At 38.8% G+C, this 13,596-nt stretch carries 12 protein-coding genes, 1 pseudogene and 1 riboswitch; of the genes and pseudogenes, 8 read left to right on the forward strand and 5 right to left on the reverse strand.

Annotated elements, in window-relative coordinates:
* Window positions 1-9: 9 nt before the first annotated feature.
* Window positions 10-191: riboswitch (cobalamin riboswitch) on the reverse strand.
* A 160-nt stretch (window positions 192-351) separates the two neighbouring features.
* Together sfsA and FCJ93_RS19110 are read right to left on the reverse strand one after the other, a co-directional pair.
* A complete protein-coding gene (sfsA, locus tag FCJ93_RS19105; RefSeq protein WP_095311715.1) occupies window positions 352-1,083 on the reverse strand; it encodes a DNA/RNA nuclease SfsA in 732 nt (243 codons plus the stop codon).
* 13 nt (window positions 1,084-1,096) lie between these two features.
* Complete coding sequence (locus FCJ93_RS19110) at window positions 1,097-1,873, reverse strand: hypothetical protein (RefSeq protein WP_095311713.1); 777 nt, start codon at window positions 1,871-1,873, stop codon at window positions 1,097-1,099.
* A 567-nt stretch (window positions 1,874-2,440) separates the two neighbouring features.
* On the opposite strand from FCJ93_RS19110, the gene mgtE reads away from it, so the two are divergent.
* Complete coding sequence (gene mgtE, locus FCJ93_RS19115; protein WP_095311711.1) at window positions 2,441-3,799, forward strand: magnesium transporter; 1,359 nt, start codon at window positions 2,441-2,443, stop codon at window positions 3,797-3,799.
* Window positions 3,800-4,178: 379 nt separating this feature from the next.
* Here mgtE and FCJ93_RS19120 read toward each other — a convergent pair.
* Window positions 4,179-4,514: pseudogene (locus tag FCJ93_RS19120) on the reverse strand (transposase); the annotation flags it as partial.
* 249 nt (window positions 4,515-4,763) lie between these two features.
* Between FCJ93_RS19120 and FCJ93_RS19125 the strand changes: the two are divergent.
* From FCJ93_RS19125 to FCJ93_RS19135, 3 genes are all read left to right on the forward strand, one after another.
* Complete coding sequence (locus tag FCJ93_RS19125; RefSeq protein ID WP_095311698.1) at window positions 4,764-5,930, forward strand: FtsW/RodA/SpoVE family cell cycle protein; 1,167 nt, start codon at window positions 4,764-4,766, stop codon at window positions 5,928-5,930.
* An 87-nt stretch (window positions 5,931-6,017) separates the two neighbouring features.
* The gene (locus tag FCJ93_RS19130) at window positions 6,018-6,608 is read left to right on the forward strand and encodes a YqaA family protein (RefSeq protein ID WP_095311696.1); all 591 of its coding nucleotides are present in this window, start codon (window positions 6,018-6,020) and stop codon (window positions 6,606-6,608) included.
* Between the two features lie 117 nt (window positions 6,609-6,725).
* Window positions 6,726-7,160, forward strand: coding sequence for a Dps family protein (locus tag FCJ93_RS19135; protein ID WP_095311694.1), 435 nt, complete (start codon window positions 6,726-6,728; stop codon window positions 7,158-7,160).
* 228 nt (window positions 7,161-7,388) lie between these two features.
* Here the strand turns inward: FCJ93_RS19135 and FCJ93_RS19140 are convergent, their stop codons facing one another.
* Together FCJ93_RS19140 and FCJ93_RS19145 are read right to left on the reverse strand one after the other, a co-directional pair.
* Entirely contained in the window at window positions 7,389-8,234 is an 846-nt protein-coding gene (locus FCJ93_RS19140) for a hypothetical protein (protein WP_137744408.1), read from the reverse strand.
* An 89-nt stretch (window positions 8,235-8,323) separates the two neighbouring features.
* A complete protein-coding gene (locus FCJ93_RS19145; RefSeq protein WP_137744409.1) occupies window positions 8,324-9,181 on the reverse strand; it encodes a VOC family protein in 858 nt (285 codons plus the stop codon).
* 98 nt (window positions 9,182-9,279) lie between these two features.
* Between FCJ93_RS19145 and FCJ93_RS19150 the strand changes: the two genes are divergently transcribed.
* The 4 genes from FCJ93_RS19150 to FCJ93_RS19165 all read left to right on the forward strand — a co-directional run bounded on the left by FCJ93_RS19150 (window position 9,280) and on the right by FCJ93_RS19165 (window position 13,517).
* The gene (locus FCJ93_RS19150) at window positions 9,280-9,534 is read left to right on the forward strand and encodes a hypothetical protein (protein WP_137744410.1); all 255 of its coding nucleotides are present in this window, start codon (window positions 9,280-9,282) and stop codon (window positions 9,532-9,534) included.
* Between the two features lie 309 nt (window positions 9,535-9,843).
* A complete protein-coding gene (locus FCJ93_RS19155) occupies window positions 9,844-10,077 on the forward strand; it encodes a hypothetical protein (RefSeq protein ID WP_137744411.1) in 234 nt (77 codons plus the stop codon).
* A gap of 57 nt (window positions 10,078-10,134) precedes the next feature.
* The gene (gene adhE / locus FCJ93_RS19160) at window positions 10,135-12,729 is read left to right on the forward strand and encodes a bifunctional acetaldehyde-CoA/alcohol dehydrogenase (protein ID WP_137744412.1); all 2,595 of its coding nucleotides are present in this window, start codon (window positions 10,135-10,137) and stop codon (window positions 12,727-12,729) included.
* Between the two features lie 227 nt (window positions 12,730-12,956).
* Entirely contained in the window at window positions 12,957-13,517 is a 561-nt protein-coding gene (locus FCJ93_RS19165) for an FAD-dependent oxidoreductase (protein WP_137744413.1), read from the forward strand.
* Window positions 13,518-13,596 lie beyond the last annotated feature (79 nt).

Below are 13,596 nucleotides of genomic sequence, written 5' to 3' on the forward strand. Positions count from 1 at the left end.
CGTAGGTTTATGGTGCAGTCGAAATAGGCAGGTCTCCTGGCTCATGGTCATAGCAAGTCTGCTCCTTCCCATACCGATGTACAGTGGTATTTGCAGCATGCTCCCATTAACAGTGGCGGGACCGCGTTGGATTTTCACCAACTTCCCTTTTAAGTCTAAGAGAAAAATGCACTTTTCACATCTGGAGTCAAAATTGACATCTGAGTAAGCTTTATTTCCCTTAAAGACACCTATTACTGTAAACGAGGTATTTTCAATCTTGTTCTATGAAAATACACTCAGAGAGTATGAAATTTTCCGTTGCTTAAATTATACACTATTTTGCTTCAAGAAAAGTTAACAAATTGCGAACTATTCCAACTTAACCGGAATAGCACTCCCTAATCCAATCCCAGTAACAGTAATGTGACAGCAGCGTGCATAAAGCTTCACTCCAGCAGACTTCGCTTCGTTCAAAGCTTGAGCAAATTTAGGATCGATATGTTTCGCAGCAGTCACATAAGAAAGATCGTCGCGCTGAACGATAAAGAGGATTGCCGTTTCATAATATTTAGAAAGCTGTGCAAGCTCGCGCACATGCTTCGTCCCTCTTGCAGTGACGGCATCTGGAAACATTCCTTTCTCCCCTTCTGCTAATGTTACACTTTTAACCTCTAAAAGAAGCTCTTGTCCTTCTTTATTTTCTAGCAAGAAATCCCAGCGAGAATTACCCAGCTTATACTCCGATTTTTTATAAAACCAGCCGGCAAACTCATTTAATACTCCCGCTTTAAGCGCATTCTCAACAAGCTTGTTCGGGAGAGCGGTATGAATGGAAACAAAACTTGTATTCGTTTCATTTTCACATAGCATAGCTGTCCACTTCGTTTTTCTCGCGGGGTTATCATGATCCATAAGCCACACCGTTTTCCCCGGCAGCAAAAGTTCCTTTAACCTTCCAGGGTCAGCCAAGTGAACCACGGCCAGTTCGCCTTTTTCAGGCAATTGACAGTGGAGAATAAACCGATTCGCTCTTTCAATAAACGTTGCTTTTGTCAGCGCTCTAGGGAATGGCAGCCATAACCTCTCTTTTTCCTCATTCATTCCTCAGCGCCTCCTAGCTTGCGTACATTTTCCACTCACGTGTTTTTTTATCAAATACAAGCTTTGCATCCGGCTTTCCTTTTGCCATTTTCTCGTACTCCTCGTACATATCATCCATGTTATCAAAATCACCGAGCACCCAGATAGGAATCTCTATCACCGTTCTTGTTTGTACATTATCGTGAATAGAGATCAGAATCCCTTCTTTCATCATAATCTTCATATTCAGGATTAACTCCATATGAATCGGGGGAAATGGCCTTTTCTTTTTAATGCCAAGGAGGTTTTTGGCAAGTTTACTATCGGTCATTTTCGCTGCTAACACTTCTCCAAGCATGTGGTAGAAATCTTTCATATTTCGATAATAGACTTTATTCCACCAACCATCATCGTGAGCTAAATAAACAAAGCGATTGCGCAATTGCTGATAAAAAGGAGTTCGCAAAGCATCCTTCATATGACCAAGGAACAGAAGCTCCGCCAATTCCTGACCCGACAATTCGTTCAGTGCATCTTCTTCCTCAAAATCAACCCAACAGAAGTCTCCATACCCGTAGACGTCATCCTTTATAAGCTTCTCCATTTGCTCAAGAGGAACGTATTCTAATAACGTATGTAGATTGAATTCTCCGTCATCAAAATGATGCTTTAAAAGGAGGACATTGTTCATGAAGTCTTTAAGCGAGCGGGCAAACTCTTCAAATTCTATCCCATACGATAGGACGTAATGCTTTGTTTCATTCAAATGAACATATACAAGTTCCCGTTGATTGCCGTTATGTTTTTTCAAAAGAATAACCTCCGAACCTTTTGATAAGACTGATGATTGATGCACGAAACAGACAATGAAGTCCTGTTTATATGGTTTAGAATTATATAACTAGATTTTAACAAACTTTTCGGATAAAATCTTATTTTATCCACATAATTCTCATTTAGTGAAAATATTCCCTTTTCATTCTTATCATTAAAAAATTGTCCGAATGAAGGTTTTAAGTGTTTAATTAGTGGTACAACTAATAACACAGCCGCTTTACATGTTTGTTTTTAATGGATATATGTGCTTTTAATTGAACTCGACTTGACAGATACCCTGTAAGTTTGCACGAAAGTAGGAGAGAGACCCCTTTTGTTAAATCATAAAAGCAAAGCATTACCTTCTATATAAATTTCCACATCAATACTTGACAATAAAAAAATAATTATCGTATCAATTATACTTATCTTTTTCTATAATAATCACGAGAGTTGATGGCACACTCTGTATTGATAGCATCTATAACAAACAAAATTCCCATCAAAAGATGGAGCCTGTACTATCTTCACACAGCATTTTCCGGTAAAGGAGCGTGATCTCATGATTCAAAATATGACAGAAGATCAAATCACCCTATATGTAATCAAGGCATTAAAAGAGAATAAACGCAAAGAATTCGAAGCAATCATTGATGAACTTCAACCTTACGATATTGCTCAAATTTATGAGGATTTACCGGAAAAGCATCGAACACGCTTTTTATTTTTCTTAAATATTAATGTACTTGCCGATTTAATCCAAGAACTAAACAGCGAAGAACAGCTTGACATCCTGAATCGTCTTGGGATTGAGAAGTCTGGTAAGGTTCTCGACATGATGGATAATGACGACCTCGCCTCTCTTCTTGAAGATTTATCTCCTGAAAAAATCGCATCACTGCTATCGGGAATGAAAAAAGAAGAATCGCAAATTGTTCAGGATATTATGAATTACCCGCCGGAAACAGCCGGCCGATTAATGACCAATCGCTTTGTTTGGATTCGCGATTACTATACCGTCAGGGAAGCGGTAGATAAACTAAAGTCTTTTGCAGAGCTTGCCGAGACGATTAACTATTTATATGTCATCGACCAAAACCGGAAGCTTGTCGGGGTTGTGTCTTATCGCGATTTATTAATTGCTGAAATGCAGGAAAAAATCCGCGATATCATGTATGAGCGCGTTATATATGCATTAGAGGATACCGATCAGGAAGAAGTGGCGCGCCTGATTGAACGCTACGATTTCCTCGCCATTCCCGTCGTTGACAAGGATCATGTCCTTATCGGGATTATTACAGTTGATGATATTATTGACGTCGTCATCCGCGAAGCAAATGAAGATATCGAAAAGCTTTCTGCTTCCGGTAAATCCATTGATTTTGATACAAAATCGTTTGTTGCTGCTTATCGGCGTCTGCCATGGCTTATTCTTCTTTTATTTATCGGTCTCATTTCAGGAAGCATTATCAGTTCCTATGAGGAAACTCTTGAAAAGGTGGTTGCCCTCGCCTTTTTTATGCCGATGATTTCAGGTATGACCGGAAATACAGGAACGCAGTCATTGGCCGTTGTTGTCAGAGGGCTCGTATCAAATGATATTGATAAAAGAGTCATTATAAAGCTTATTTTAAGGGAATTAAGTGTTGGAGTCATTATCGGAATTACATGTGGTATTCTCATTTCAGTTATCGCCCTCATATGGCAAGGGAACTTTATACTCGGTCTCGTTGTCGGCAGTTCACTGTTGCTTACCCTTATTATTGGAACATTAGCGGGTACAGTTATTCCGTTAATTCTTTATCGTTTAAAGGTTGACCCTGCAATCGCATCAGGTCCACTTATTACAACCTTAAATGATATTTTTTCCTTGATCACTTATTTTGGCATTGCCACCATGTTTCTCAATTATTTATTATAAATCCTTATTAAAGCGGTACTGAAATTCATATTGAACGCTTATGAAGACTGCTTTAACTCTATAAGTCCTTTTTAGTGTGCATATTTATTTCCCTGCTTACGAGCGTTAGCTTATAAAATGTCGACAACGGCTCTAACATATGACCAATAAAAATCACGAAGATCCCGTTCTTCATGACAAACTGTCGACAAAATCCATCGAAAGAGCTCCATATCGATGGATTTTATCATTTTTGGACTGGAATTCGCTAAAAACGTTGATTTCCTCTCCAGACGCTTGCTTTCCAGGGGGCGTGCGCCGAGCCTCCTCCTCGCGGATGCTCGTGCGGGGTCTCGGCTGTCACGCTATTCCCCCAGGAGTCAAGCGCCTTCCGCTCCCATCAACTCGTTTGGCACCCCCTAAAAGCAGGTGGCCAAGTCCAAAGGGCCATGTTCTCTACGTTCATGGCAGCAAACGTAAGCATCGCCTGCATATTAAGACCTCGTAAGGTTGTCCATCACATCCCCTGCTTTTCCTTCGCATCCGCAAAGACACGTTCAATCGTCTCTTTGCGTTTCGCGTAGATCTATTTGATTTCATCGTTGTGACGTAGATGTTCTGCCTCTTCTATGTAAGCTCCCCCAATAGGACGTTGTATAAGCTTTGAAGGGTATTTCCTTTCCGTACACGGGGATAGAAACGGACATTCTGCACAAATCGATGTATTTGATTTATATATCGTAAGTCACCTCAAAAATTTCTTTCTTCATATATTCAAAAAGAGAAAGTGGATTGGAGCGGAGGGTGGCGACTCCTGCGGGAAAATCACGAAGATCCCGTTCTTCGTGTTTTTTTATGAAAAATTAGAAACCATTCATCCTGTAAATACGTCTTATTACGTGTGGCTATTTCGAGGTTATCTCTGTTAATATTAAAGAATAGACATAGAAGTATAGGAGAATAAAAGAGACTAGGTGTTGGAACAATGGATAAAAAGAATAAGGTTGCTGAAAAGTTTGACTGGACATTAAGCTTTATTTTGCTATTGTTCTTTCTTACTAGCTGCGCAGCCATATATAGCGCTCAAACAACGGAACAATACATTGAAAATTATTTTTTACGACAAATTGCTTATTATGTTATCGGGGCCATCATTATCGCAATCGTGATGTTTTTTGATAGTTATCAATATCGCAAGCTAAGCTGGTATTTATACGGATTTGGAATTTTACTTTTAGTTGTACTATACCTGTTACCCCCTTCAGATTTTACACCGATTAGAAACGGGGCAAAAAGCTGGTTTGTTATACCTGGATTGGGCTCAATCCAGCCTTCGGAATTCATGAAAATCTTTTTAATTCTTACATTAAGTAAGTTGATTGCTGATCATCATGAAAAAAATCCACTTAAAACGTCTAAAACCGATTTTATTCTGTTTATTAAACTTGGGTTGGCGACATTGCCACCACTCGCTCTTATTGCAGAACAAGATTTAGGAACTGCATTAGTAATCATTGCAATTTTCGTAGGAATGATTCTTATTTCCGGAATGACATGGAAAATTCTCTTACCTGTTTTTTCAGCAGGAGCCGCTCTCGTGGCAGCAGTTTTTTATATTGTCATCCATTATCCAGAGCTATTGGAAAAACATATTGATACCTATCAATACAATCGGATTTATTCCTGGCTTGACCCAGAGAGTTACCAAAGTGGAGCAGGCTACCATTTGTATAAATCACTGCAAGCGATTGGCTCAGGGCTAATTACCGGGAAGGGCTTTGGTGAAAGAGTTGTTTATATTCCAGAGAGTCATACCGATTTCATTTTTAGCGTTATTGGTGAAGAATACGGCTTTGCAGGGGCAAGCCTTGTGATCGGATTGTTTTTCATTCTCATCTATCACCTGACTAAGACAGCACTTGACACGAACGATCCATTTAATACGTATATTTGTGTCGGTGTGATCAGTATGATTGCCTTCCATGTTTTCCAAAACATCGGAATGACCATTCAAGTGTTACCAATTACCGGGATACCACTTCCATTCATAAGTTCTGGGGGTAGCTCCCTTATGGCAAACATGTTTGCGATGGGACTCATTTTCAGTATACGGTATCATCATAAATCATATATGTTTGGCTCAGCAAAATAAACATCGTTATGACAGAAGTAGAAGCGGAAATTTAAACCGTTATTTAATTAGCAATTACAACATACAACACTCTTAAGGGGCCTAATAATGTCAGAATTGATTCATACAATTGAAGAATGGCTTATGGAATATGGGATCTGGGGGCTCGCACTCGTTTCATTTGCAGACTCTTCTTTTTTTCCCATTCCACCTGACGTCTTGCTCATTCCCATGGGGATTGCAAAACCAGACAGCGTTCTATTTTACGCCTTTATTACCACACTTACTTCTGTAATAGGGGCCTTATTAGGATGGTATATTGGAAAAAAACTCGGGAGACCCGTGTTAACTTATCTATTCAAAGAGGATAAAGTTCAAAAGGTTGAACATTACTTTACAAAGTATGGCCCGATGGCAATACTAATGGCGGCATTAACGCCTGTCCCTTATAAAATCTTTACCATTTTTGCTGGTGTCTCTCGTATTCGTCTCCGCACACTCGTCGTATGGTCAATTATTGGGAGAGGCGCCCGTTTCTTTGCTGAAGCGTTACTCATCCTGTTCCTTGGTGCGCAAGCAAAAACCTTCATCGATGAGAATTTTGCCATGATCACGATCGTAGGAGCGATTGCGATTGTAGCCATGTATTTCATTTTTCTTTATCTCCAAAAACACAACCATAAAAAAACCCTTAAGTAAACATTTAAGGGTTTTTATTTATAATTATTATAAATAAAAAATTATTATAATTAAGTATTGATTTTAATTTAGTATTTGTTATAATTAGTATATAAAAGAAATAGGAGGAATGTTAAAATGAATTTACAAACCGCTTTAAATGTACAAATCTCTAACTGGAGCATCTTATACACAAAGCTTCACCGCTACCACTGGTATGTAAAAGGGCCCCTATTCTTTACACTACATGAAAAATTTGAAGAGCTATACAACGAAGCTGCCTTAACTGTTGATGAAATTGCTGAGCGCTTACTTGCTATCGGTGGACGACCTGTTGCAACAATGAAAGAATACTTAGAAACCGCAACATTATCAGAAACAGGAAATGAAGAAAAGGCAAGCGAAATGGTTGCTGCCCTAGTTTCTGATTACAAAGCAATTAAAGAGCAATTAGTCGAATTAGCATCCTTAGCTGAAGCGCAAAATGACGTCAATACTAACGACTTAGCTATTGGATTAATTGAAAAAATTGACACACATATTTGGATGCTAAACGCTTACTTAGGAGAATAACGCAAAACAGAAAAAGAGTCAGTGAGTTAAATCACCGACTCTTTTATTTTTGTCTCTGTTAAATCACATTGTTGATAAAATTTGGGACACATCTCGTGTAAAGCCAAGATTTCCAAAGCCTTTCACTTATGCTGAAAGGTCCTCTGTTTCCATGAATGGACTTTTTCTATCGCTTCATGAAGTAGAAAATGCGCCAAAGCATCAAGACAAACTAGCACGCCTTCATGTTTAGTGATTTTCCTTTTCCACCCCATTGTAAATCAGTCGTTCGTAAACTGTAGACATAAGAACCATAAAGACATGAATAATGACATTCAAATATGGAATAGAGAAATTCTTCTTGACCACCCCTGAACGAAAAAGAATGGAATCAACAGTTAGTGAAAACATCAAAATTCTCCATTTTCCCATCCATCCACCTTTGCGAATCGACCAGGCTGAAAATATAGAAAGTACGAAACTGTATAATGGGGCATAAATAAAATGCTCCTCCAACCGATGTACTCTTCCCTTTCCAAAGCGGAAATTCCCCGTCAATGCGGCAAGGTAAATAATATTTGTACCTGTCCCCATAATGGCAAAAAATAAAGATATAAAAAGAATAAGCGGATTTCGTCGCTGCAATTGTTCATACCATTTATCGCTTAGAAAAAAAAAGATCGGTAGCATAGAAGACGTATGAAACGGATTCCACCATCTCGTCTTATAAATTTTCAGCTTCAAAAACAGCCGCTCAACGAGATGAAAATAGAAAATAAATGCCGACTTTATTTTCCAATTCAGCTTAAATGCCGTTAAAAATACACCTGTAAACGGAATATAGATGGCTTGTGATAAAATGGCTCCGAGAAAATTATCGAAATAGTGATTTTTTAAGATTTTCGGCTTGTAGCAATAAGCGCGAAATAGGTGAAGCACAAAATACTCAAAAATATAGGCCATCCCCATATTCGCCATAAGCAATACACTTATCGTCTTACGATCTTTCTTTTTTATAAACGAATATAGCAGGAGAGATGAATGGATGACAAATAAAAAAATAAATGGATATTTATTTCTGCTTTTTCGTTTCATTCGTATCCCTCCTCTTTAGTACTCCTTATTTTTCGAAGAAGACGGGACATTATACAACATTCATGTCAGATTATGCGAGCTTTCTTTGATCAAGCCTTTGTTGTGAGGACAAGCCTAGTTCCTGACGGATCAATTAACTTGATTTCCTCCCCTTCAACCTGAATTGAATCATGACGATTGTTCAGACGCTTTATTGTTTGCATCATCTCTTCCTTATTTGGATAGATCAATGTAAAATACTCGAGACCTGCACTCTTTTCTGAAGGTGGTTGCGCTCCTCTCCCATTCCATGTATTTAAGCCGATATGATGATGATAGTTTCCGCTAGAAATAAACAGTGCTTGTTCACCATAGCGAGTAACGATATCAAACCCTAGTCCATCACAATAAAACTGTTGGGCAGCGTGCAAATCTGCTACATGCAAATGAATGTGGCCAATTATCGTCTCTTTTGGAAGTCCCCGCCAAACTTCTCCATTCCACTGTTGGAATAACTCCTCCACATCTAAAGGAGCAGTGTCCATCTGTACCATTCCCTCCGACCATTCCCATTTTTCCGATGGTCTGTCTGCATAAACTTCAATTCCATTTCCATCTGGATCTGCAAGATAAATCGCTTCACTTACCAAATGGTCAGAAGCCCCTTGTAGAGGATAACCACTTTCCATTAAATGCTTTAAGCAAGCCGCCAAATCTGCTCGCGTTGGAAGTAACAGAGCAAAATGGTATAGACCTGTTCTCCGTGCCTCTTTTGCTGTAACCTGCTCAGGTTCCAAAATCGTCAATATTGGCGTCTTTCCATCTACAGTAAAAACAACCATTGTTCGAGATTCTTTTAAAACCTGTAAACCTAAAATTTCCTGATAAAATGATAAAGCCCTATCTTTATTTGTTACCTTTAAATGCACCTGTTCCACATACACATTTGGAGATTGATGAAAATTCATTTTAATTTGCCCCTTTAACATTTTTCTCTAACTTCCATTGCTGTAGTTCTTATAAATTTAGTATACTAGGTACTAACAAAAGTAAGGAGTGATCTGCTTTGACAAAATCAAAAGCCCGCAAATACCGTGATAAAATCGCTCGCGAGGGACAAAGAAACCCGGAATGGAATAGGAACCCTTTTGCCTTTGCCGATATGCGTACACGAAAAACAAAAACAAAGAAGGATCATTTGTATAAGACTAAGCACAAGAACCAATCATTTATAGATAAAAATGATGGTTCTTTTTATTATTCGCTTTTTAAAAGAAATTGTATTTGGCTCATTTCGTATGAAAGCAAAAATCAACACTAACATAGAACAAGCTCTATTATTCCTTTTTTGTACTACATAATAAATTTCAGCGCACAAATAAAACAAAATATGATTATCTCCCTTATTTCCTTAGTTTAACTTCCGAATAAATATTATATCAAAATAATTATTTACTCGTTTTATTCATCCTACTTGAGGGAAATGAATCGATTAAATATCGCCAAAACCCATATCACCATTTGTATCCGCTTTCATAATAAAAATTCAAAGTTTGTTCAATATTTCACAAACTATTATTTAAATAGTATGGTATTCTACATGTAGATAAACAAATAAGGAGTGAAGACAATGATCATTTGTGAGTGGAGAGCTTTTTCTACAGATACTGAAACCTATACTCAAGCAGATTTTGAAAAGCTGGTTGGTGATGATTTTGAAGCAATGATGTTTAAAGATGACGATCCCATTCCTTCCTATATTTGGACAAAAAATTACGTCTTTCATATCAGAAAAAACTCTAAAATTTTAACTGATATTTCTTTTGAGAAAATTCCAAGAAATCCAGATTGTGTAAAATCATAATCTTTTTTTTAATAAATCTTTGTGAAATACTTCACAATATATCAGGAGGAGATTTAAATGGCTGTTAAAGAAAAGGAGTTACCAAAAGTGCAAACTGTCGCTGAAATGGTTGATCAATTAGTTCAAAACGGGCGCCGTGCTTTACAAGAATTTCGAAATTTCGATCAAGAAATGATTGATGAAATTGTGAAGCAAATGGCACTGGCAGGTTTAGATCATCATATGCCGCTGGCAAAGCTTGCCGTAGAAGAAACAGGACGTGGCGTGTATGAGGACAAAATTATCAAAAATATATTTTCCACAGAATACATTTACCACAATATTAAATACGATAAAACCGTTGGAATTATAAATGAAAACGACCATGAAGGGATCGTGGAGATTGCTGAACCTGTAGGAGTCATCGCTGGCGTGACGCCTGTTACAAACCCGACATCCACTACGATGTTCAAAGCGCTTATTGCGATTAAAACGCGAAATCCAATTATTTTCGCCTTCCACCCTTCAGCTCAAAAGTGCAGCAGTGAAGCCGCAAGAGCTTTGCGTGACGCCGCTGTTCTTGCCGGTGCGCCGGAGCATTGTATTCAATGGATTGAGAAGCCATCTTTAGATGCAACACAGCTATTAATGAACCACTCAGAAGTGTCGCTGATCTTGGCCACTGGCGGATCAGGGATGGTGAAATCAGCTTACAGTTCCGGAAAGCCAGCCCTTGGTGTCGGCCCAGGAAACGTTCCTTGCTATATTGAAAAATCGGCCGATGTCTATCGAGCTGTTAACGACCTCATTTTGTCGAAGACATTTGACAACGGCATGATTTGTGCCTCAGAACAAGCCGTTATTCTTGATCAAGAAATATACGATGCTGCGAAAGAAGAACTACGCGCACACGGCTGCTACTTTTTAAACGAAGCCGAAAAAAATAAAATTGAAAAATTAGTTATTCGCGAGCCACACGGAACGATTAACCCCGATATTGTCGGAAGACCTGCAGCTAAAATTGCCAAAATGGCTGGGGTAAATGTTCCGCTCGATACAAAAATTCTAATTGCCGAGTTAGAAGGTGTCGGTCCACAATACCCACTTTCAAGAGAGAAATTAAGTCCAATTCTCGCCTGCTATAAAGTGCAAAATCTTGAAGAGGGCTTAACTAGATGCGAACAAATGCTAGAATTTGGAGGGCTGGGACACTCCGCCGTTCTCCATTCAACAAATGAAGAAGTCATGAAAAAATTTGGTTTAAGAATGAAGGCTGGACGAATTATCGTTAATGCCCCATCTTCACAGGGAGCAATCGGAGATATTTATAATGCATACATTCCTTCCCTTACGCTTGGATGCGGTACTTATGGAGGAAATTCAGTATCAACTAACGTCGGAACGATGCATTTAATCAACATTAAAAAAGTAGCGAGAAGGAATGTCAATATGCAATGGTTTAAAGTTCCACCAAAAATTTATTTCGAGAAAAACTCCATTCAATATTTAGCAAAAATGCCCAATATTTCAAAGGCTTTAATCGTTACAGATCCAGGAATGGTGAAACTGGGATATGTGGATAAAATTCTCTATTATTTAAGAAAACGACCTGACTATGTTCATTGCGAGATTTTCTCCGATGTCGAGCCAGACCCATCCATTGAAACGGTTATGAAAGGAGCAGAATTGATGGCTTCCTTCCAACCAGATGTCATCATTGCCCTTGGCGGTGGATCTGCAATGGACGCTGCAAAAGGAATGTGGCTATTTTACGAGCACCCTGAAACAGACTTTTTTGGACTAAAACAAAAGTTTCTTGATATTCGCAAGCGGATTGTTAAATATCCAAAGCTCGGTGAAAAAGCACAATTTGTTGCCATTCCAACTACATCTGGGACCGGGTCTGAAGTAACATCTTTCTCCGTTATTACGGATAAAAGAGCAAATATTAAATACCCACTTGCCGATTATGAATTGACACCGGATGTGGCTATTGTCGATCCACAGTTTGTCATGACTGTTCCAAAGCATGTTACAGCTGATACTGGAATGGATGTGTTAACCCATGCGATTGAGGCATACGTATCCGTTATGGCAAATGATTACACTGACGGTCTCGCCATTAAAGCCATTCAACTAGTTTTTGAATATTTACCGAGAGCATATCGCAATGGCAATGATGCCCTTGCCCGTGAAAAAATGCATAATGCGTCAACGATAGCAGGAATGGCATTTGCCAACGCCTTCCTAGGAATTAATCACAGTCTTGCGCATAAGCTAGGCGGTGAATTCCACATTGCTCACGGTCGAGCTAATGCCATTTTATTGCCGCATGTCATTCGTTATAATGCGACAAAGCCGAAGAAATTTGCATCGTTCCCTAAATATGAAAAGTTTATCGCCGACAAACGCTATGCAGAAATTGCGATGGCACTGGGACTTCCGGCCCGCACTACTGAAGAAGGAGTGGAAAGCTTAATTCAAGCAATTATTAAGCTCGCTGAAGAATTGTACATTCCACTAAAAATAAGAGATAACGGCGTCAATAAGAAGGAGTTCGAGAGCAAAGTCGAATTTCTTGCAGAAAAAGCTTTCGAGGATCAATGTACAACTGCTAATCCTAAGCTGCCATTAGTCTCTGAATTAGCTGAAATATATAGGAAAGCTTGGTAATTCGAAATAAGGCATACAAGATTTCTACTGACTGAGAGAGGACGCCCATTACATGGGAAAGAGTCCTCTCTTTTTTCTAATTCTTTGATGCTATTTGCTTCAAGCAAATATTGGGTTATTTTTCAAAAAATTTGTTAAAATGATCGATGAAGAAGATTACAAAAATGAGGATAGCAAACGCTAGAGCATGTTATTCGGCTTAACTAAAACTGAGGAGGAATTCGCAGATGTATGATGTAGTAATTATCGGAGCAGGCCCTGCTGGAGCAAGTGCAGGAATTTTCACAGCAAAAGCCGGCAAGAAAACAATTATTTTGGATAATGAAAAAAGCGTGACAAAGCGTGCGTGGTTAGAAAATCACTATGGTGCTCCTGCCATTTCTGGTCCTGATTTAGTCGAAACGGGTAAAGAACAGGCAAAAAAACACGGTGCTGAACTTGTCGAGGTTGAAGCAACTGAAATTAAAAAGAATGGTTCACAACTAACTGTCGTTACAGAAAGTGGTGAATACGAAGCACAGCATGTAATTTTAGCTACAGGCATGGCAGTTGATCTTGGCGAAAAATCAGGTGTTTCAACAAAACCTGGTACAGAACCGAGAATTAAAGCAATCTTTGATGTTGACCCATCGGGAAAAACAAACGTTGAAGGGATTTGGGCTGCTGGAACATGCGCAGGGGTAAGCATGCATACGATTATCACTGCTGGTGACGGAGCTAAAGTAGCGATTAATATTGTTAGTGAATTAAATGGCGAACGCTACGTAGACCACGATATTATGAAGTAAATCTATAAAAAAGAACATCAGAAAAGAGAAGTAGTTCCGTTACTATGGAGCTAAAAATAGCAGGATAAATTACAGTTTC

This window comes from Robertmurraya siralis, assembly GCF_005502275.1.
GTDB lineage: Bacteria > Bacillota > Bacilli > Bacillales > Cytobacillaceae > Robertmurraya > Robertmurraya siralis.